The sequence below is a fragment of the Actinomadura sp. NPDC023710 genome (assembly GCF_040639875.1).
Lineage (GTDB): Bacteria > Actinomycetota > Actinomycetes > Streptosporangiales > Streptosporangiaceae > Spirillospora > Spirillospora citrea.
Genome location: NZ_JBFAGB010000007.1, coordinates 12879 through 33431, shown reverse-complemented (window position 1 = coordinate 33431; position 20553 = coordinate 12879). Strand labels below are relative to the sequence as shown.

At 74.2% G+C, this 20553-nt stretch carries 16 protein-coding genes and 1 pseudogene; 12 read left to right on the top strand and 5 right to left on the bottom strand.

Annotated elements, in window-relative coordinates:
• Positions 1 to 70: 70 nt before the first annotated feature.
• A complete protein-coding gene (locus AB0H37_RS10205; RefSeq protein ID WP_360612185.1) occupies positions 71 to 829 on the top strand; it encodes a hypothetical protein in 759 nt (252 codons plus the stop codon).
• Positions 826 to 2007 (top strand): glycosyltransferase family 4 protein, encoded by a 1182-nt coding sequence (locus AB0H37_RS10200; protein WP_329085691.1) that lies wholly within the window; start codon positions 826 to 828, stop codon positions 2005 to 2007. Before AB0H37_RS10205 ends, AB0H37_RS10200 begins: the two co-directional genes overlap by 4 nt.
• On the opposite strand, the gene AB0H37_RS10195 is transcribed toward AB0H37_RS10200, so the two are convergent.
• Positions 2004 to 3527: a hypothetical protein gene (locus AB0H37_RS10195; protein WP_360612184.1), complete on the bottom strand. Its 1524-nt coding sequence runs from the start codon at positions 3525 to 3527 to the stop codon at positions 2004 to 2006. The two genes, AB0H37_RS10200 and AB0H37_RS10195, sit on opposite strands and share 4 nt — an antisense overlap.
• A gap of 90 nt (positions 3528 to 3617) precedes the next feature.
• On the opposite strand from AB0H37_RS10195, the gene AB0H37_RS10190 reads away from it, so the two are divergent.
• Positions 3618 to 4628, top strand: a complete 1011-nt coding sequence (locus tag AB0H37_RS10190; protein WP_179837492.1) for a CDP-alcohol phosphatidyltransferase family protein — start codon at positions 3618 to 3620, stop codon at positions 4626 to 4628.
• A gap of 258 nt (positions 4629 to 4886) precedes the next feature.
• A pseudogene (locus AB0H37_RS10185) lies at positions 4887 to 5087 on the top strand (integrase core domain-containing protein); the annotation flags it as partial.
• Here AB0H37_RS10185 and AB0H37_RS10180 read toward each other — a convergent pair.
• The 3 genes from AB0H37_RS10180 to wecB all read right to left on the bottom strand — a co-directional run bounded on the left by AB0H37_RS10180 (position 5084) and on the right by wecB (position 9064).
• Positions 5084 to 7174 carry a glycosyltransferase family 1 protein gene (locus tag AB0H37_RS10180; protein ID WP_329098548.1) on the bottom strand — a complete coding sequence of 697 codons (2091 nt, stop codon included), beginning with the start codon at positions 7172 to 7174 and terminating at the stop codon, positions 5084 to 5086. The pseudogene AB0H37_RS10185 and the gene AB0H37_RS10180 sit on opposite strands and share 4 nt — an antisense overlap.
• 86 nt (positions 7175 to 7260) lie before the next feature.
• Entirely contained in the window at positions 7261 to 7989 is a 729-nt protein-coding gene (locus AB0H37_RS10175; RefSeq protein ID WP_179837494.1) for a hypothetical protein, read from the bottom strand.
• Positions 7982 to 9064 (bottom strand): UDP-N-acetylglucosamine 2-epimerase (non-hydrolyzing), encoded by a 1083-nt coding sequence (gene wecB, locus AB0H37_RS10170; RefSeq protein ID WP_229810018.1) that lies wholly within the window; start codon positions 9062 to 9064, stop codon positions 7982 to 7984. The genes AB0H37_RS10175 and wecB overlap by 8 nt, the downstream gene beginning before the upstream one ends.
• 53 nt (positions 9065 to 9117) lie before the next feature.
• Between wecB and AB0H37_RS10165 the strand changes: the two genes are divergently transcribed.
• From AB0H37_RS10165 to AB0H37_RS10155, 3 genes are all read left to right on the top strand, one after another.
• Complete coding sequence (locus tag AB0H37_RS10165) at positions 9118 to 10572, top strand: glycosyltransferase family 4 protein (protein WP_360612183.1); 1455 nt, start codon at positions 9118 to 9120, stop codon at positions 10570 to 10572.
• Between the two features lie 19 nt (positions 10573 to 10591).
• Complete coding sequence (locus AB0H37_RS10160) at positions 10592 to 11854, top strand: nucleotide sugar dehydrogenase (RefSeq protein WP_329085679.1); 1263 nt, start codon at positions 10592 to 10594, stop codon at positions 11852 to 11854.
• A gap of 202 nt (positions 11855 to 12056) precedes the next feature.
• A complete protein-coding gene (locus AB0H37_RS10155) occupies positions 12057 to 13190 on the top strand; it encodes a glycosyltransferase family 4 protein (RefSeq protein ID WP_179837497.1) in 1134 nt (377 codons plus the stop codon).
• Between the two features lie 57 nt (positions 13191 to 13247).
• On the opposite strand, the gene AB0H37_RS10150 is transcribed toward AB0H37_RS10155, so the two are convergent.
• Positions 13248 to 15209: a PQQ-binding-like beta-propeller repeat protein gene (locus AB0H37_RS10150; protein ID WP_360612182.1), complete on the bottom strand. Its 1962-nt coding sequence runs from the start codon at positions 15207 to 15209 to the stop codon at positions 13248 to 13250.
• A gap of 161 nt (positions 15210 to 15370) precedes the next feature.
• Between AB0H37_RS10150 and AB0H37_RS10145 the strand changes: the two genes are divergently transcribed.
• From AB0H37_RS10145 to AB0H37_RS10125, 5 genes are all read left to right on the top strand, one after another.
• The gene (locus AB0H37_RS10145) at positions 15371 to 15967 is read left to right on the top strand and encodes an HD domain-containing protein (protein ID WP_360612181.1); all 597 of its coding nucleotides are present in this window, start codon (positions 15371 to 15373) and stop codon (positions 15965 to 15967) included.
• A gap of 33 nt (positions 15968 to 16000) precedes the next feature.
• A complete protein-coding gene (locus AB0H37_RS10140) occupies positions 16001 to 16498 on the top strand; it encodes an SRPBCC family protein (RefSeq protein WP_329085672.1) in 498 nt (165 codons plus the stop codon).
• 60 nt (positions 16499 to 16558) lie between these two features.
• Complete coding sequence (locus tag AB0H37_RS10135) at positions 16559 to 17296, top strand: acetoacetate decarboxylase family protein (RefSeq protein WP_329085670.1); 738 nt, start codon at positions 16559 to 16561, stop codon at positions 17294 to 17296.
• Positions 17293 to 18015, top strand: a complete 723-nt coding sequence (locus AB0H37_RS10130) for an SDR family NAD(P)-dependent oxidoreductase (protein WP_360612180.1) — start codon at positions 17293 to 17295, stop codon at positions 18013 to 18015. Before AB0H37_RS10135 ends, AB0H37_RS10130 begins: the two co-directional genes overlap by 4 nt.
• A gap of 88 nt (positions 18016 to 18103) precedes the next feature.
• Positions 18104 to 20551, top strand: coding sequence for an AAA family ATPase (locus AB0H37_RS10125; RefSeq protein ID WP_360612179.1), 2448 nt, complete (start codon positions 18104 to 18106; stop codon positions 20549 to 20551).
• Positions 20552 to 20553 lie beyond the last annotated feature (2 nt).

The following is a 20553-nucleotide window of genomic DNA, read 5'->3' as shown; positions in this document are numbered from 1 at the left end:
CGTCATCGGGGAAGGCGACTGGTCCGTGAACACGGTTCCTGACCGTTGCAAGGAGTTAGACCGGTGCGGGGTGGCCGACCATTGCAGGGTCGGCGCGGACGACACCCTGCAGATCCGCTGGCCGCGCCCTGTGGCGGAGGGCGAGCGGATCGTCCTGCGCCACGGGCCGTCCGGGGAGGTCCGTACGGGGCCGCTCTCGGCCGACCGGCGCTCCGCCGCGCTTCCGGTCGCCGGGCTCGCGCCGGGCGCGTGGGAGGTGCTCCTCGGCGCGGACCGCCCACTGCTGACCGACGACCCCGGGTTCTCCTTCGACGGGCTGCGCGAGTACGCCGGGCGGGCGCGGGATCGGGCCGTCCGCGTCGTGCGGCTGCCGGACGGGCGGGCCACGCTCGACGTCCGCGAGGTCTCCCCGCACGCGGAGGTCGAGGAGGTGCATCCGCTCGACGGCGAGATCAGGATCACCGGCCGGCTCGCCTACGCCGGGCCGCGGCCGGGCGGGGCCGCCCGGCTGGTGGCGGTCGCCCGCGAGGGCGGCGGCGAGGAGACAGGGGGCGCCCGCCTCGACGGGACCGGCTTCGACGCGTGCCTGGACGTCCACGCGCTCACCCGGTGGGAGCCCTCCCTGTGGGACCTCTGGCTGGACGCGGGCGACGTCCGCGCCCGCCTCGCCACGTTCCTCGACGACGCGCCGGGCAAGCGCGGCACGCTCTCCTATCCCCGGCAGGTCGTCGCGTCCGGCGGGCGGCGGATGAGCGTGCGGCCGTACTACACGCTGAAGGACGGGCTGGCGGTGGCCTGCCACCTCCTCCCCGAGGACGGCGCCCCATGAAGATCACGTTCCTGCTGCTGGAGGCCTGCGCGATCGACGGCACCGTGCGCAGCACCTTCACGCTCGCGGACGAGCTGTCCCGCCGCCACGACGTCGAGATCGTCAGCGTGCGGCGCACGGCCGACCGGCCGGTGTTCCCGCTCACGGACCGCGTCCGGCTGCGCTTCCTGGTCGACGTCCGGCCGGGCGCGAAGGTCTCGTGGCCGAACACCGAGCGCGCCGCCCGGCTCATGGGCGAGCCCACGCGGATCGTCCATCCCGAGGAGCGCAGCTTCTCCAAGTACTCCGCCTGGACGGACGAGAGGCTCACCCGCTTCCTCGGCAGGCCGCGCACGGACGTGCTGGTCACCACCCGAGCCGGGCTCAACCTGATGGCGGCGCGGCTCGCGCCGGCCAAGGTCGTCGTGGTCGGGCAGGAGCACCTCCAGCTCGGCATCAACGACGCCGGGATCCTCGCCGAGATCGAGGAGCTGTACCCGCGGCTGGACGCCCTCACCTGCCTGACGGCCGCCGACACCGCGGACTACGGGCGCCTGCTGCCCGCCGGCTCGTGTCCCGTCCACACGATCGGCAACGGGCTGCCCCCCGGGGTGCGTCCGCGGTCGCGGCAGGAGAACAGGGTCGTCGTGGCGGCGGGCCGGATCGTCTGGATCAAGGGGTTCGACCTGCTCGTCGACGCGTTCGCGAAGGTCGTGGAGAAGCACCCGCAGTGGCGGCTGCGGATCTACGGCGCGGGGCCGCGCCGCGAGGAGACGCGCCGCCGGGCCACCCGCCTCGGCCTCTACAACCACGTCCGGATGCTGGAGCCGGCCCACGACATGGAGGGCGAGCTGGCCAAGGCGTCCGTCCTCGCCCTGCCCTCGCGCGCCGAGCCGTTCGGCATGACGATCATCGAGGCGTTCGCGTGCGGGCTGCCGGTGGTCGCCTTCGACTGCCCGCACGGGCCCCGCGAGATCATCACCGACGGGGCCGACGGGCTGCTCGTCCCGCCCGAGGACTCCGGCGCGCTCGCCGAGACGCTGATCCGGCTGATCGACGACGTGGAGCTGAGGCGCGCGATGTCGGCGAACGCCCTCGACTCGGCCGAGCGGTTCGCCGTGCCGGCGGTCGCCGCGCGATGGGAGCGGCTGCTCGGCGGGCTGGTCGCCGCACCCCGCCGCGACACCGGCCGGAGCTAGTCGGCCTCGGCGTCGATCTTCTCGCGGGACTCCGGCCGCTGCTCCTCCCGCGGCGGGGGCACGGGCGGCGGGCGGAGCGACGGGAACAGCGCCAGTCCGAGCGCGACGCACGCGAACGGGACGGCGGGCATGACGTAGCGGTAGTCGAAGTCGGCGGTCGCGGCGGGGATCACCAGCAGCGCCAGGCTCGTCCCCCACGGGAGCAGCGCGCCCGCCGCCCAGTGCCGGACGGGCCGGGCAAGGCGCCACCGCCCGTTGGACCGCGCGTGCGGCACCGCCCCGGCGAGCCCGGCGAGCAGCAGGACGCCGAGGATCGTGCCGGGCATGACCACGTGGTCCTGGTAGGCGAGGACCTGCCCCGCCCACGGCCGGACGACCCGGGTCTCGCCGTCCCCGCCGTACCGCCCGGCGAGGCGCGCCTGCCTGTCGCTCCAGGCCTCGCCCTCGGGGAACTCGTACTGGAGCCACGTCCACGGCGTGGGGTACGGCTGCCGGTGCCAGGTGAACGCCCTCAGCGTGTCGCGGACGACGACCTCCGCGTAGTCGACGGGCTGCGCCTTGATCGCGGCCCAGGCGAACTCGCCCGCGAGCCGGTTGCCGTCCTCGCCGTAGACCCAGCCCGGGATGCGGCGGAACGGGGAGTCGGGCGTCCACATCACCGAGAACGACCTGGAGATCCGGGGATCGCTCCGCTCCGGACACATGATCGCCAGCTCGGGCCGGGGCCTGATCACCCGGCAGTCGGCGAACGCGGCGGTGCGCCCGTACAGGAACACCTGGTCGGCCTTGGCGAGCTTGTACTGGCCGTACTCCGCGTGGAACCAGACCAGGTAGCCGGCGACGGGCAGGACGAACGCGACCGCCGCCGCCGCGCAGGCCCTCCAGCCCGCCCTCCTGATCAGCATCGCGGCCAGGATCAGGGCGACCAGCGGCAGGCCCGCCGTCCGGGTGAGCGACGCGCACGCCGTGAGCACCCCGGCCAGGGCACCGAGCCACCAGGTCGGCCGGCGCCGCCACAGCACGGCCGTCACCGCCGCGAGCAGCAGGAACGCGAACAGCGAGTCCGACATGAGCATGTGCTCAAGGGCGATCTGGTGCACGGGGATCAGCACCGGGACGGTCAGCAGCGCCGCCGCCGTGCCGGGCAGCCACACGCGCCGTCTCTTGTCGTCCGTGACGGGCCAGGCCGCCCGTCCCGCACGCCAGACCAGGACGTACACCAGGACACCGGTCAATACCCCGACGGCGTGCTGGACAGACACCATCAGGCCGAAACTGTGGAACGGCTTGAGCAGCCACAGCAAGATCGGATATCCACTGGGGCGCGTCTCGTCCGGCCGGAACCGGATCGCGGCCTCCAGGTACCCGGGCGAATCGCCGAACCACAGCGGCGCCGGATAGGCGAGGACGGCGACGGCCCGGATCCAGACCGCGACCGCGAGCACTCCGAGGAACGGCAGGTGGGGAAGGACGGAACGCACGCGCACCCCGCCTCGTGTACCCACGGCGGTGATCGTCATGTGACCGGACGATCACGATCCGGGAGATCCCCGGTGACCGGAACCGGACAGCCGATACGATCAGACCGCTCCGCGAACGAAAGGAACCCCATGGCGAACTTCACGCTCGATGACGTTCGGCAACGGACGTACAAGGCGCGTGACGCCTGGTGGACCGTGCTCCTGGTCGACCCGCTCGCCGCAAGGCTGGTCAAGTTCACGGCCAACCGGACGCGCGTGACGCCGAACCAGCTCACCGTCGGCGCGCTCGTCCTCGGCCTCGCCGCCGGCGCCTGCTTCGCCGTCGCGTCCTGGCCGTGGCTGCTCGCCGGCGCGCTGCTGTACCACCTGTCGTTCACGCTCGACTGCATGGACGGCAAGATCGCCCGGTTGAAGGGCACCGGCTCGGTGTTCGGCGCCTGGCTCGACTACATCTTCGACCGCGTCCGCGTCCTGGCCTGCGCGATCGCCCTGATGGCCGGACAGTACGCCGCCACCGGCAACGTCGCCTACGTCTGGACGGCGCTCGGCGTCGTCTTCCTCGACATGCTGCGCTACATGGACGCGCTGGAGATCTACAAGGTCCGCTCGCAGATGCGGACGACCCTCAACGCGGCCCGCGAGGAGGCCCGGACGCTGGAACTCGCGGCCCGCCGCGCCAACGGCGATCTGGGGGACGCCGACGAGGACCTGCGCTCCGCCGAGGCGCTCACCGAGGACCCCGAGGCCGACGCGGAGAACCGGGTCGTCGGCGACGACCCCAACGCGGCGGCCCTGCAGGCGGGCTTCAACCAGCGCTTCCCCTGGTACGCCCGCATCCGCAACGTCCTCATGGCGGGCCGTATCCGTCCCCACCTGATCAGCGGCATCGAGTTCCAGATGGGCGTCTTCATCGTCGCCCCGATCGCCGCCGCGATCGTGCCGGGCGCCATCATCCCCGTCGTGATCCTCAGCGGCATCGGCCTGCTGGCCTTCGAGCTGATCATCATCTACAAGTTCTGGCTCTCCAGCCGCGACTACAGCCGCAGCCTCACCAAGCTCAACGCCAAGATCGAGACCCACCGCGCCGAGCTTCCCGCCGAGCCCGTCCAGGCCGGCGCCGTCGTCGGCAGCTCCGGCTGACCCGTACCGCATCAGGGTCCCCGCGGCGCCGCCGCGGGGACCCTTCTGTCGGACGGACCTTTCCCAGTCCATGGACGGGGTCGGCGCTCCCCGGTCGTGGTCGCGGGCCAGGCCGGCGAGGGCCTCGTCGAGCGCCGCGACCTTGTCCGGGTCCCCGGCGATGCGGTCGTAGACGCTGATCGCGGGCCCGTAGCGGCTCTTGAAGTGGTCGCGGAAGTCGCCGGGCTTCTCGAACAGGTCGACCCGCAGCGCGTCGCGCCGGAAGCCGGCAAGATCGAACGCTTCCACCGCACCCTGGCCGACGGCTGGGCCTACGCCCGACTCTACGAGTCAACCGAGCAACGCAACGCCACCCTGCCGTCCTGGCTCCACTTCTACAATCACCACCGCGCCCACTCCGCCATCGGAGGCCGGCCACCGATCACCCGGCTGACCAACCTCCCTGGACATCACACCTAGCCGGTGAGGACGTCCGTCCACTGGCGGCAGACCTCGTCCAGGCCGTAGGCGGCCCTCACCTGGGCGCGGGCCTGCTCGGCGTCGTCCTGCCAGCGGTTCAGGGAGACCGTGGTGGCGATCGACGCGGCCATGGCCGAGGTGTCGTCGTGGATCCAGCGGCGCTCGTAGATGGTGTCGGCGCCGGGCCAGGGCAGCAGGGCCGGGACGGCGCCCGAGGCCATGCCCTCGGCGGGGGCGAGGTGGAAGCTCTCGTCGTCGCTGGTGGACAGGACCCAGCCGATGCGGCGCAGCCAGGAGGACACGTCGCGGCCGTAGGAGTCGAACACGACGCCGCCGGAGAGAACGCGGGAGCGCCGGATGCGGCGGAAGACCTCCTCGTAGTGGGCCCGCTCCTCGTCCTTCTGCCAGATCCACCAGTACTCCCAGGGGAGCTTGGACTTGACGAAGAGGGTGAAGCGGGGGTCGTCGCGGCGGAGCTCCTCGACCACGTCCAGGGCCAGGTCCAGGCGCTTGCGGGACGGGGCGATGCCGATCATCCCGAGGTGGTGCTCGGCGCCGGGGAGCTTGGCGCGGTCGAGCTGCGCGTCGTCCACCCAGTTCGGGACCGTGACGACCTTCTCGGCGGGCCAGCCGGTGATCTCGCGGGTCAGCGCGTTGTAGTGGGGGCTGACGCAGATGACCTGGTCGACGGCGCCGATGTCGAGCTGCCTCGGCCAGGCCGCGTACAGCTCGAAGCGGTGCAGGCGCACGACGAGGCGCTGGTCCGGGCGCTTGCGCTGGGCGTACCAGAGGGCGTTCGGGCCGCACCACTCGCAGACGATGACGTCCGCCCAGTCGACCAGGGCCTGGCTGCGCTCCTCGTCGTGGGCCTTCAGCGCGGCCCAGTGGTCGACCCGGACCTCCAGGTCGGGACGGGAGCGCAGGTAGTCCAGCAGGCGGGAGAAGAACTTCAGGTCGTGGCCCGCCACGCCCACGCGCAGCCGCCGCCCCTTCACGGCGAGGACCTTCTCGGACGGTTCCGGGAACGCCTGCGCCAGATGGTCGCGGAGGCGGGCGGCGGCCGCGTCGAGGGTGAATCCGGCGGCGGCCGCGCGGCAGCGGTCCGCGGCGAGCGTGAAGACCTCCGGGTTCTTGCCGATGAGCGTCAGTGCGTCGAGCACGTCGTCCTCGGTGGCGGCGAACAGCGGGTAGTCGGTCCCGAGGAGCCGTTCGTGCATCGGGGTGCGGTTGAGGACGACCGGGACGCCGAGCGTCCCGCACTCCAGCACCTTCGTGGACAGTTCGAGGCTGGCGTCCAGGGAGGCGGCGCGCCAGGACAGGCCCACGTCGCCGGCGGCGGTCAGGCGCATCGCCTCGGCCCGCGGGTGGCCGCCGTGCCAGACGACTCCCTCGCCCGTCTCCAGCGCGGTCCTCATCCGGGCCGCGAAGCCGGGATCGGACGGGTCGTCGTGGATCTTGTCGCCGACCATGTGCAGCTCGGCGTCCACGCCGCGCATGGCCAGCAGGCGCGGAAGGGACGTCATCTCGTAGGTGTTCCAGCGCGGCGCGAACTTGCCGGTGTAGACGAGGCGGAGCGGGCCGTCGGAGGGGCCGGGGCGGCGCGTCTCCAGGCCGTCCGGGAGCACGACCACCGGCGGGAACAGCACGCTCTTGCCGGCGGTCGCCGGGACGGCGCCCTCCAGGAACCCGCGCAGCTCCTCGGTCTGGCAGAGCAGCACGCGGGAGGCGTCCGCGATCCGGCGCAGGTCGGCCTTGGCCGAGGCGGTGAACTCCGCGGCCGACTGCGGGACGTCGGTGAGGTACGTCCACAGCCGCCCGGCCATCGGGCCCGCGGCGAGCTTGCCCGCGAGGATGCGGCCGCGCACGACGACGAGGTCGTAGGGGTCCTCCTCGTCGACGCGGGCGAGCACGGCCGCGGCCTGCCGCGCGACCATGCCGGCGGAGCCCTCGAACAGGCCCTCGGCGTGCGGGCTGCGGACGGTGACGCCGGGCAGGGCGCGCAGCGGGTCGACGAGCCGGCCGGTCCGGACGGGCGCCTTGAGGACCAGCGTCACCTCGCAGCCGGCGCGGACCAATGCCTGCACCATGCCCTGGGCCCAGATGGCCGACCCGTCGATGATGTTGAGGTCGACGTCGCCGTAGACGAGGGCACGTGGTCGCACGGTGGTTCCTTTCAACGGGCCGGACCGCTCGTGGAGGCGCGGTCTCCCGCGCCGTCCGGCGGCGGCGCCGGGTCGAGGAGCCGGGCGAGCCCGGCGGGCGCGGTGGCGGTCGCGTCCCAGTGCAGGGACGCCAGGGTGGCCGGCGGCGCCTCGCCCCACAGGACGAGCGGGAGCGAGCGGGCCGCGGCGATCCGGCGGATCTCGTGCAGGGCCAGATCGCGGTCGTACATGCCGGGGACGCCCAGGTAGGCCCACGGCCCGCCGGGTTCGCCGGCCGCCGCGTCCACCACGAGCGCGTCCACGTCGGCGGCTTCGAGGGCGATCGCGGCGTCGTGCGGGTAGAGGGCGACGACCTTGGCGTGCTCGGCGAGGACGGCGGCCGTGCCGGGCGCGAGCACGCCCGCGATGATCGGGACGTCGGACGGGCCCGCGACGAGCAGGCGGTCCTCCGGCCGGTCCACGCGGTCCGGCTGGACGCCGCCGGCGGCGGCGCGCGCCGCCGCCGAGACCGGGGCGCTGCGCTTGCGCCAGAGCCGGTACAGCTCCTTCGGCAGCCGCTTGCCGCGCTTGGGGTTGCGCGCCGCGCCGGCGACCAGCCGCCCGAACTGCACGGCCGTCGAGGCCTCCAGGGCCGCGAGCCGCCGCTCCATCTCGTCGAGGCGCGCCTCGCGCTCGCGCAGCGTGGACTTCAGCCGCCCGAGCTGCTGGTAGGCCTTGGCGTTCTTCTCCTCGTCACTCACCCAGGAACTCCATGATCACTTCGGCGATGCGGGGGCCGGCGTGGCCGTCCCACAGCGGCGGCGTGCGCCCGCCCGTCCCGCCCCCGGGCGCCGATCCCCCTTCCAGGCATTTGCGGACCCCCGGCACCAGCTCCTCGAACGTGACGAGCCGGTTCGTGCCGTGGGTGATCGTGATCGGCCGTTCGGTGTTGGGGCGGACGGTCAGGCACGGCACCCCGAGGATCGTCGTCTCCTCCTGCAGGCCCCCCGAGTCCGTGACGACCGCCGCCGCCCCCCGCACGGCCGCGATGAAGTCGATGTACCCGAGCGGCTCCAGGATGTGCACGCGGTCGTGCCCGTCCAGCCCGGCGGCCAGCAGGTTCGCCCGCCCGCGGGGGTGGACGGGGATGACGAGGTCGGCGAGGTCGGCGACGCCGTGCAGGCGCCGGACGAGGGCCGCGGCCGTCTCCGGCGCGTCGACGTTCGCGGGCCGGTGCATGGTCGCCAGGACGTAGCGCTCCGGCAGCCCGTGCGCCTCCCGCACCGCGGCCGTGTCGAACTGGTCCAGGTTCGCCAGCAGCGTGTCGATCATCGGGTTGCCGACCAGGTGCGCCCGCTCCACCGCGACGCCCTCCGCCGCCAGGTGGCCGATCCCCTCCGGGCTCGTGACCAGGCACAGCGCGGAGAGCTGGTCGGTGATCCTGCGGTTGACCTCCTCCGGCATCGTCATGTCGAAGCTGCGCAGCCCGGCCTCCACATGGGCGACCGGGATGTGCAGCTTGGCCGCGACGAGGGCGGCGGCGATCGTCGAGTTCACGTCGCCGTACACGATGACGAGCGCGGGTGAACGCCCCGTGAACTCCTTCTCCAGCCCGATCATGAGCGCGGCGGTCTGCTCGGCGTGTCCGCCCGACCCGACGCCGAGGTTGACGTCGGGCTCGGGAAGCCCGAGCTGGTCGAAGAAGATCTCCGACATCCGCGCGTCGTAGTGCTGGCCGGTGTGGATCACCGCCTGCTCGGCTCCCGCCGCGGCGAGCGCCGATATCACCGGCGCCGCCTTGACGAAGTTGGGCCGCGCCCCGAGGACGTGCACGATGGGTGCCAACACAATTTCCCTTCTGTTCATCGGGGTTGCCTACCGTCCGGCCTGTGGCCGACGAACCCGTGAAGAAAACCGTCTACCTGGCCGGACTCGCCTGGCGCCAGCTCCGCGACGACCCCGGACGGGCGTCGCGGCTCGCCGTGCGGCTGGCCGCCCGGACCCCGCTCGGCGCCCGGCTGCGGAGCTCCCGCCTCGTCGTCCCGAGACCCCGGAACCTGGGCCGCGAGACGCGGGACCTCCGGCTCCTGCTCGCGGAGTCCGCGCCGCCGCGCGAGCGCCGGGCCGTGCAGGGCACGACCGTCCTGCAGTTCGTGACCAACGCCCTGCCGCGCACGAACGCGGGTTACACCGTCCGGACGCACCGGATCGCCCTCGCCCAGCGCGAGCTGGGGTGGGACCCCCACATCGTGACCCGGCTGGGATACCCGCTCAGCCAGGGCATCGGCGACGCGCGGGCGCGCGTCGAGGTGGACGGCGTCCCCTACCACCGCCTGCTGCCCTGGTTCCCGCAGACGGACCCGCGCGACACCGTGGCGAAGAGCGCCGACCTCGCCGGACGGCTGGTCGAGGAGCTGCGGCCGTCCGTCCTGCACGCGGTCAGCAACCACCTGAACGCGGCCGTCGCCCTGGAGCTCGGGCGCCGCCACGGGGTCCCGGTCGTCTACGAGGTGCGCGGCTTCCTGGAGGACTCCTGGCTCTCCCGCGATCCCGCGCACGGCGAGGACGACGAGTTCTACCGGCTGACCCGCGAGCTGGAGACCCGCCGGATGGCCGAGGCGGACGCGGTCGTCACGCTCGGCGAGGCGATGCGCGCGGAGATCGCCTCTCGCGGCGTCCCCGAGGAGAAGATCTTCACGGTGCCGAACGGGGTGGACGAGGCGTTCCTCGCGCCGCTCCCGGACGGCTCCGGCCTGCGCGAGCGGCTCGGCATCGACCGCGGCGCCATCGTCGCCGGCCTGACGTCCTCGTTCTACGGCTACGAGGGCATCGACACGCTCATCGACGCGGCCGCCCTGCTCCGCGACCGCGGCGCGCCGGTCACCCTGCTGCTGGTGGGGGACGGCCCCGAGCGCGGCGCGCTCGAACGGCGCGCGGCCGCACGCGGCGTCCACGCCGTGTTCACCGGCCGGGTGCCGATGGAGTCCGTTCGCCGATACCACGCCGTCCTCGATGTCTTCGCGGTTCCGCGCCGGGCGGACCGGGTGTGCCAGTTGGTGACGCCTCTGAAACCGATCGAGGCCATGGCGGGGGGAATCCCCGTTATAGCCAGTGATGTCAAGGCTCTTCGCGAAATCGTGGAACCGGGCGTGACGGGGGCGTTAACAGTTCCGGAAGACCCGGAAGCCTGGGCGAATTGCCTGGAAGATCTGGCTTACAGTCCCGAAAGGAGACAGAAAATCGGGCGGTCGGCCCGTGAATGGGTCGCGGCGGAACGCACCTGGCGCGCCGTGACGGCCGGATACCGGGCCGCCTACCGCTTCCCGACACGCCGGAGCACATAGATCGAAGGGGGCCTGTCGCGTGGATCTCGTGGTCATCGGACTCGGCTACGTGGGGCTGCCGCTCGCGCGGGAGGCCTGCCGGGCCGGCCTGCGGGTCGGCGGGCTCGACCGGGACGCGCGCGTGGCCGCCGGCCTCAAGGCCGGGATGTCGCACGTCGACGACGTGTCGCCGGAGGAGGTCGAGCGGATGCTGCAGGCGGGGTTCGCCCCGAGCCTGCACGAGGACGTCCTGGACGGCGCCCGCACCGTGGTCATCTGCGTCCCGACGCCGCTCTCGCCGGAGGGCGGACCGGACCTGACCGCGGTGCGCGGCGCGGCCGAGACCGTCGCACGCCACCTGGAGCCCGGGACGCTGGTGGTGCTGGAGTCCACCACCTACCCGGGCACGACCGAGGAGGTCGTGCGGCCGATCCTGGAGACGTCCGGCCTGGTCGCCGGGGAGGAGTTCCACCTGGCGTTCTCGCCGGAGCGGATCGACCCGGGCAACCCGGTCTACGGCGTCCGCAACACCCCGAAGATCGTCGGTGGGCTGACCCCGGCCTGCGCGTCGGCTGCGTCGGCCTTCTACGGCAAGTTCGTCGACCAGGTCGTGGAGGCCAAGGGGACGCGCGAGGCCGAGATGGCCAAGCTGCTGGAGAACACCTACCGGCACGTCAACATCGCGCTGGTCAACGAGATGGCGGTGTTCTGCAACGAACTCGGCATCGACCTGTGGGACGCCATCGACTGCGCGGCCACCAAGCCGTTCGGGTTCCAGGCGTTCCGGCCGGGGCCGGGCGTCGGCGGGCACTGCATCCCGATCGACCCGAACTACCTGTCCTACAAGGTCCGTTCGCTGGGCTACCCGTTCCGGTTCGTGGAGCTGGCCCAGGAGATCAACGACCGGATGCCCAGGTATGTGGCGGAACGCGCCCAGCAGCTGCTCAACCGGGAGGGCCGCGCGCTCAAGGGCGCCAGGGTCCTGCTGCTCGGCGTCACCTACAAAGCCGACATCGCCGACCAGCGCGAGTCCCCGGCCCGCCCGGTGGCGCGGCGGCTGGCCCGCCTCGGCGCCGACCTGTCGTTCCACGACCCGTTCGTCGCCTCCTGGGAGGTGGACGGCGAGCCGGTGGCCTCCGCCGGGAGGGACCTGACCGCCGCCCTGGAGGCGTCCGACCTGGCGATCGTGCTGGCCGACCACGCCGCCTACGAGGCGGCGACGCTGGCGCGCCACGCCCGGCTGCTGTTCGACACCCGCGGCCGGACGCGCAACATCCAGCAGGACACCGTCGAGCTTCTCTGACAGGCGGGCTTTTCCGTGGCGGACTTCTTTGACAGGGCTTTTCCATCCGGCGGGACTTGCCTGACCGACGGCCTTCCCTTTCAGTCAGGGAAAAGTCGCCCGGCAGCGTCCACCCTCCGGACAACGGGAATTCATCGGCAATTTGCATCGGCACCCGAGACTCGCCGGTGATGGACGAATCGGACGTTGCGGAGTGAGTGTGATGCGGGTCTGCGTTTGCACGGTGGTGCACCACCCCGAAGACGCGCGCATTCTGCACCGGCAGATACGCGCCCTGCTAGAGGCCGGCCACGAGGTCACCTACATCGCCCCTTTCCGGGCGTGCAACGCGACCCCGTGGCGCCAGATCAGCCCGGTGGACATCCCGCGGGCCACGGGACGGCACCGGGTCCGGGCCCTGCGCGCCGCCCACCGCGCGCTCGCCGAGCACGCCGCGTACGCCGACGTGGTCCTCCTGCACGATCCTGAACTGCTCGTGTCGCTCCCGCGCGAACTGCTGGGGCGGACGGTGGTCTGGGACGTCCACGAGGACACCGCCGCCGCCCTCTCCGCCAAGGGCTGGGTGCCCGGACCGGCCCGCCCCCTCCTGCGCCCGGCCGTGCGCCGCCTGGAGCGCCGGAGCGAGCGGCGGCACCGGCTGCTGCTCGCCGAGGAGGGCTACCGGTCCCGGTTCCGCGAGGACCACCCGGTCGTGCCCAACACCACCTACGTGTCCGACCTGCCGCCCGGACCGCCGGACGGCCGCCGCGCCGTCTACGTCGGGCAGCTCTCGCGGGCCCGCGGCGCCCTCGACATGATCGAGATGGCCCGGACCCTGGCCGCCGAGGACGTGCTGGTGGAGCTGATCGGCGCGGCCGACCCCGACGTCCGGGACGCCCTGCGCACGGCCCAGCGCGAGGGGATCGTGCGCTGGTACGGGTTCGTCCCGAACGACCGGGCGCTGCGCATCGCCGAGGGCGCGATGGCCGGGCTCGCGCTGCTGCACGACGAGCCGAACTACCGGCACTCGATGCCGACGAAAATCGTCGAGTACATGGCCCGCGGCATCCCGGTGATCAGCACGCCGAACCCGCCGGCCGTGGACATCGTGGAGCCCGCCGAGTGCGGGCTGATCGTCCCGTTCGGCGCCCCGGAGGCCGCGGCCAAGGCGGTCCTGCGGCTGCGGGACGACCCCGTCCTGCGCACCGGGTTCGGCAAGCGCGGCCACGAGGCCGCCCGAGAGCGTTTCCACTGGCCCGTCCACGCCGAACGCTTCGTCGCCCAACTGGAGGCGTGGGCGGGCCGCTCTCCCTCGGCCGTCCCGGAACCGGAGGCCGAACCCGTCCCCGAGCACTGAGCCGGCCGGGGTCGGCGGCGGGCCGGGTCAGGACGGGCCGGGGCAGGACGGGCCGGGTCAGGAACGGGACTGGGACAGGTGGCGCAGGCGGTAGGCGACGGAGCGGGCGAGGCGGGCGGCGGCCCCCGGCGGGCGGTTCGCCTCGACCATCACCACGCACCGCCCGACCCGCAGCGCGATCATCCCGGCGGTCGGGCCGATCTCATAGGCCTCGTCGCCCCCGATGTCGCGCCGCCGCCGGGCCTGCGCCTGCGTCGCCTGCAGCGTCTCCAGCATCCGCGACGCCGCCGCGTCGGTGTCGGCCACCCAGCGGACGCTCACCGTGAGGCCGGTGACGGCGGTCTCGGGGCCGTCGTCCCGCTCCGGGCCGCCCACCCGCGGCCCGGCCGAGGGGTCGGGCGTGGCAGAACCCGTACCGCTCGGCTCGGGCGAGGGCGATCTCCGGGCGGCGGACCCGGCGGGATCGCGCCTGCCGCCGCGCGGCATGTACGTGCAGGACACCGGCCGCGGAAGGCGCACCGTCCCGGCGGACGCGCGGCGCGGCTCGGTGACGTAGCCGGTCATGCGCGCCGCGGCCAGATCGGCCTTCCTGAGCAGGGAGCACGCGTCCGGCCAGTCCTTCTCCGGGACGCCGCCGAGCTCCGGCGGCCCGGCGCCGGCGAGCCCGCCGCGCAGGGCGACCAGCCGCGCCGCGCCGTCCGGGCGCGGCGCCGCCTGCGGGAGCGCCGCGTACAGCAGCCCTCCGGCGGCCGCCAGCCAGGGCCGGACGCCCGGCAGGTCCGGGTCCATCGAGAACGGCGCGGGCGCGGTCGTGACGCTGCCGTCGCCGGGCTCGACGATGTCGACGCCCGCGGGCAGCAGTCCCTCCGACAGCCGGGGGCGCAGCGCGAACACCTGCCCGCCGGCCTGCGCGAGCGCGGTGTAGGCGGGCACGTCGCGGCTCCACCCGACCCGCCCGGACGGCACGTCCACCGCCTCCATGCGGGCCTCGTCCGCGCCCGTCCCGTCGGTGCCCGCCCCCTCGGCTCCCGCCCCGTCGGTGCCGGTCCCGTCCGGGTGGTAGACGACCACGAGCCGGCCCGGCGCCAGCACGCCCGGGCACATCAGGTCGCCGCAGACCCCGTCGCCCTTCCAGACGCCGAACTGGCGGCCGCCGTCGTCGAACGCGCGCAGGGCCGTCCCGTCCGAGACGAGCGTCACCCCGTCCAGCATCGACACCTCGGGCGACTCCCGGGAGCCGAGCCGCCGCTCCCAGCGCACGATGCCCTTCGTCGGGTCGACGGCCAGCAGCCGGCTTCGGTGCCCCTTGTCGCCGCCGGGGCCCGCGCAGCGCAGGCCCAGCGCGGCGAGGTCCTCCCGGCCGTCGGACGGGTGCGCCCCGCCCTCGAACAGGCGGCAGCCGCGCGGCAGCGCCAGCCGCCACACCCGGTTCCCCGTCACCGCCGACACCCCGAACAGCGTCCGGCGCCCCTCGTCGGCGGTGAACAGCACGTCGGACCCGGCGGGCCAGCGCAGCGTCGTCCGGGAGACGGCGGCGGGACGCTCGTCCTCGCGCCGCCACAGCAGCCCGCCCGACAGCGCGTCGAACGCGACGAGCATCCGGTCGCCGCGGTCGCCGTCCCGCTCGAAGTAGGCGACGACGCGCGACCCCGTGGTCGTCCAGCCGAGCAGGGACCACCCGGCGCGGCGGTAGCTCCAGCGGGCCTGCCCGGTGCGCGCGTCACGCGCCTCGATCCCGTGCCCGGACGCCGTCACGACCTGCCCCTGCGCGACCTGGTGGGCGACGCCGTCGTAGCCGGCGACCGAACCGCGGTGCGTCCGCGTCGCGTGCTCCCAGCTCACCGCGAGCGGGCCCGGCGGCGGGCCCACCTCGCTCTGCGGCGCCACGGGCTCCCCGGTCACGGTGTGGCGGACCTGCCACCACTCGGCGCGCAGCACGTAGGTGTCGACGAGGACGACGCAGAGCGCGACGGCGACGGCCCCGGACAGCAGACCGAGCGCGACACGGACCCTGCCCACGGACTCCGGTCGGCCGTCAGGCCGCTGCCGGCTCCCGACCACGACCGCGCCGCCTCCCTCCAACTACGGTAATCACCGAGGACTGTGCTCATTAGGACGACACCCACCATGCCCTGTGCGGGGCTCCCGCGCGACACGGCCGGGAAGAACGGAGCGAACCCGTGGAGGTCTTCACCCGCTGGCACACCTGGGAGACGGCCCGCGCGGACATCACCGCGTCCGGCGCAGCCGTCGACCTGGACGGCCTGGAGCGGGCCGTCGCCGCCGCCCTGCGCTGGCACGGCGACCAGCGGCGACCGACCGGCGCCCCCTACGTCGAGCACCTGCTGGAGGCCCTCGAAGTGCTGGTGCGCGGGGCGGGGGTGACGGCGCCCGCCGTCCTGTCCGCCGCGGTCCTGCACGACGTCGTCGAGGACACGCCCGCCTCCCTCGCCGACGTGGAGGCCGAGTTCGGCCCCGAGGTCACCGAGCTGGTCGACTGGGTCACCAAGCCGCCCGCCGCCGGCGCCGGGCGCCAGGCCAAGCGCGCCGCCAGGGCCGCCTACCTGCGGCGTCTGGGCGAGGCCCCGCCCGAGGCGATCCTGGTCAAGCTCGCCGACCGCGCCAGCAACGTGCAGACCCTCGACCGGATGGCGCCGGACTTCCAGCGCCGCTACTACGCCGAGACCCTCACCTACATCGCCCCGCTGGCCGAGTCCGAGCCGTGGTTCAGGGCCTGGTACGCGGCCTGGCGGCGGCATTTCGCCCACCTCCAGTGACCCGCCGGTCATGAAGTGGGAGAATGCGGAGCCATGGAGCGGGAGTGGGTCGTCGAGGAGAGCGTGGTCGTCGCCGCGCCGGCGCGGGACGTCTACGCGGCCGTCGCGAATCTGCGGCGGATGGGCGAGTGGAGCCCCGAGGTTTTCGCGACGTGGGTGCGCGGGCGCGCCGTCAGGCCGGGGACGAGGTTCGTCGGCTTCAACCGCATCGGCTGGCGCGTGTGGTTCACCACGTGCCAGGTGAGCGCGGCGGTGCCCGGTGAGGTGTTCGCCTTCCGGGTGTCGAGCTTCGGGGTGCCCGTGGCGCTGTGGGGATACCGGTTCGAGGACGTCGCGCAGGACTCGTCCGCGCCCCGCACCCGGCTCACCGAGTACTGGGAGGACCTGCGCCGCGACCACCGGGGCGCCGGTTTCGTGTCGCTGCTCGGCAAGGTCTTCACCGGCGTCGCCGCCGAAGGGCGCGCCGAGGTGAACCGCAAGGGCATGCGCGCCACGCTCGACCGGATCCGGACGGCCGTCGAGAAGGGGTGACCGCCCCTTCCCCGGTTCCGGCGCTTGGCAGCAAAACAAGAACCTGTTCTACTTAGCGGTGTGACAACGACCGCGCAGACGCACGCGATCCAGGGGGAGCGGGTCACCCTCCCGGTAAGGATCCGTGACGCCGCCGTCGGCTCGGCGATGTTCGCCGTCCCCGCCGGCGCCGCCCAGGACGTCATCGCCTACTCCGGGCTCGCCGTGGCGGAACCGCTGCCCGGCAGGGCCGTCTGCTCGCTGGCGTTCGTCCGGTACGCCGAGGGCGACCTCGGCCCGTACCACGAGTTCGCCGTCGCGTTCCTGGTGCGCCCGCCCGGCGCGGCTCCGTCGCCGGGCGTGCTCGGGCGGATGCGCGGGATCGGGGCCTTCATCCACTGGCTGCCGGTCAACCAGGAGTTCACCCTGGAGGCCGGGCGGACGATCTGGGGCTTCCCCAAGGAGATCGCCGACATCCCCATGGACCTCTCCGGGCGCGTGAAGCGCTGCGCGGTGCGGATCGGCGGGCGGACGGCGATCGAGGTGGCGATCCGGCCGGGCGTGCCGATGCCGGCCGGCTCGGCGGCCCCGAGCGTCGACGCCTACTCCTGCCTGGACGGCGTGACGCGCCGGACGCCGTGGACGCTCACGCCGTCCGGCGTCCGGACCCGTCCGGGCGGCGCGACCGTCGTCCTCGGCGACCATCCGGTGGCGGACGAGCTGCGCGCCCTCGGGCTCGACCGGGCGCGGGCGCTCACCACGAGCACGGTCGGGCATCTGCAGATGCTGTTCCAGGGCGCCGAGGAGGTGCGCACGTGAAGCGGACGGCGCTGGTGACCGGCGCCGCGCACGGGCTCGGCGCCGTGGCGGCGCGCCGGCTGGCCGCGGCGGCGTGGGACGTGGTCGCGGTGGACGTGGACGAGCTCGGCCTCGCCAAGACGGCGCAGCGCTCCCCCAACACGCACGTGCGTGTGTGCGACGTCACCGACCCCGAGGCCCTGGCGCAGGTGCTGGCGATGACGGGCCCGGTGCACCGCGTCGTCCACGCCGCGTCCGCCGCGCCGTCCGGACCGGTTCTGGCGCTGCCCCTCGGCGAGATGGAGGACGTCCTGCGGAGGAACGTCCTCGGCACCGTCAACGTCGTCCAGGCCACGCTGCCGGGGATGCTGGAACGTTCGGCCCGGTCCCCGGAGCGGAGCGCCGGCGGAGCGGAAGGGTCCGGGTCGAACCCGCCCTCGCCAGGGGATATGGAGAGTCGCCCCCCACAGGGACGGGCCGGGGAGGTGTTCCTCTGCCCGGACGCCTCCGGCCCGCCCGCGAGCCCGTCCGCCGCCGCCGTGGCCGCCTACGCCGACGCGCTGTGGGCCGAGCACGGCGGGCGGGGCGTGGCGCTGCGCTGCGTCCACGCCGCGGCCGGGACGCCGCACGGCCTCGTCCTCGACGCGATGGACCGCTCGCTCGCGCGCCCCGCCCGGGGCGTCCACGTACGGGTCCGGCCGGCGCGCCGGCCGTTCCCGGCGGCGCTCGCCCGACGCTGAACGTCGTCGGAACCGCATAAGCTGTCTCTTCGCCATCGGGGTGCCGGGGGATGTCCCCGGCAGGACACACGCGCGAGGAGCAGCCTGCATGTCTTCCCAGGTCAACGGGCGGCCGACCGGTCCCGGCGGCACGGTGAAGGACCGGGAGATCGCCGTCGAACAGCGCTACGTCGACACCGCCTACGCGCGGCTGGAGGAGATGCGCGCGGACGCCCAGGCCATGATCCGCGAGGGCTACCGCCAGTCGCTCGCCGGCACCAAGGCCTCGCTCGTGGACCGTGACGCGATGGTCCACCAGGCGGCCCTGCGCGTCCAGGCCCTCGACGTCGCCGACGACGGCCTGGTGTTCGGCCGGCTCGACCTGGCCTCCCGCGAGGCCCGCTACATCGGCCGCGTCGGCGTCCGCACCAGCGAGCACGACTCCCTCGTCATCGACTGGCGGGCGCCCGCCGCCGAGGACTTCTACCGCGCCACCCCCGAGGACCCGCGCGGCGTCGTGCGCCGCCGGGTCCTGCACTCGCGCGGCCACACCGTGGTCGACCTGGAGGACGACCTGCTCGACCCGGAGGCGGCCGACGGGATGACCGTCGTCGGCGACGGCGCGTTCCTCGCCTCGCTCGCCCGCACCCGCGAGGGCGCGATGCGCGACATCGTCGCGACGATCCAGCGGGAGCAGGACGAGGTGATCCGCGCGCCCGCCGACGGGACGGTCCTGGTGCGCGGCGCCCCCGGCACCGGCAAGACCGCCGTGGCGCTGCACCGCGTCGCCTACCTGCTGTTCCGGCACCGCCGCCGGTTCGGGTCCCGCGGCGTCCTCGTCGTCGGCCCGAACCGCCGGTTCACCGCCTACATCGAGCGGGTGCTGCCCTCGCTCGGCGAGGGCTCGGCGACCCTCCGCTCGCTCGGCGACCTCGTCGACGGCGCCACCGCGACCGTCCACGACACACCGCGACTCGCCCGCGTCAAGGGCGCGGAGGCGATGGTGACGGTGCTGCGGCGCGCCGTGGCCGACCACGCCCCCGGCGCCCCGGACGAGCTGCGCGTGGTGTTCAAGGGCGTCGTCGTCACCCTCGACCGCGCCCGCCTCGACCGCATCAGGAACGAGGTCCACCGGCGCAGCCGCGGCAGCGTGAACGCGGCGCGCGGCCGGGCCGCGGAGATGCTCCTGGACGCCCTCTGGCGCCGCTTCGCCGAGATCGGGGGCCCCGAGGCGGCCGAGGCCGAGGAGGGCGCCGAGGCGGGCCTGTGGAACGCGATCCTCGCCGCCGACGGACTGGCCTCCCTCGACGAGGAGCCCGCGCGCGGCAACGGCGCCGGCAACGGCGACCCGAAGCGCGCCCAGTTCGACGCGCGGGTCCGCGAGCAGCGCGCGTTCACCGACTTCCTCGTCGCCTGGTGGCCGATCCGCCGCCCGCTGGACGTGCTGCGCTCGCTCGGCGACCCGGCCCGGCTCCGCGGCGCCGCCGGACGCGACCTCGACCGCGCCGACGTCGAGCCGCTCGCCGCGTCCTGGGCCGGCGACGGCGCGCCGCTCAGCTACCAGGACGTCGCGCTGCTGGACGAGCTCGACGCGCTGCTCGGCGCCCCGCCCCGCCCGTCCCGCCGCCGCAGGCCCCCGTCCGAGGACGACCCGTTCGTCGTGGACGGCGTCAACATCCTCACCGGCGAGGAGGTCGTGGACGAGACGTGGGAACCGGAGATGCAGGAGCTCACCACGTCCATGGAGCGGCTTGAGCGCTCCCGGCGGGTGGACGACGGGGTGGTCGAGGAGCGTCCCGAGTACGCGCACCTCGTCGTGGACGAGGCGCAGGACCTGTCCCCCATGCAGTGGCGGATGCTCGGCCGCCGCGGCCGCCAGGCGAGCTGGACGATCGTCGAGGACCCCGCCCAGAGCGCCTGGGAGGACCTGGCCGCCGCCCGCCGGGCCATGGAGGCCGCGCTCGGCGGCGAGCGCCCCGCGTCCCGGGGCCGCCGCCGGAACCGCAAGGCGCCCCCTCCCCGCGCCCGGCACGAGTACGAGCTGACCACGAACTACCGCAACTCCACCGAGATCGCCGCGGTCTCCGCACGGGTGCTCGCCCGCGCGCTGCCCGAGGCCAGGCCCGCCCGCGCCGTCCGCACGTCCGGGATCGAGCCGGTCGTCCGGGTCGTCCCCGAACCCGATCTCGGTCCCGCCGCCCGCGCCGCCGTCGAGGAGCTGCTCGACCAGGTCGAGGGCACCATCGGCCTGATCGTCCCGCTCTCCCTGGAGGAGTCCGGCGGCCAGGCCTCGCTGTTCGACGGCCCCGCCACCGCCTGGGACGCCGCCGACCGCGACCGGCTCGGCGTGGGACTGCCCGAACGCGTCCAGGTCCTGGACGTCCTGGAGGCCAAGGGACTGGAGTTCGACGCGGCGGTCATCGTGGCGCCCGAGACCGTCGCCGCCCAGTCCCCGCGCGGGCTGCGCGTGCTGTACGTGGCGGTGTCGCGGGCCACCCAGCGCCTGACCGTCCTCACCGCCGACCCCCGCTGGAAGGACACCCTGCTCACCGGCTGACG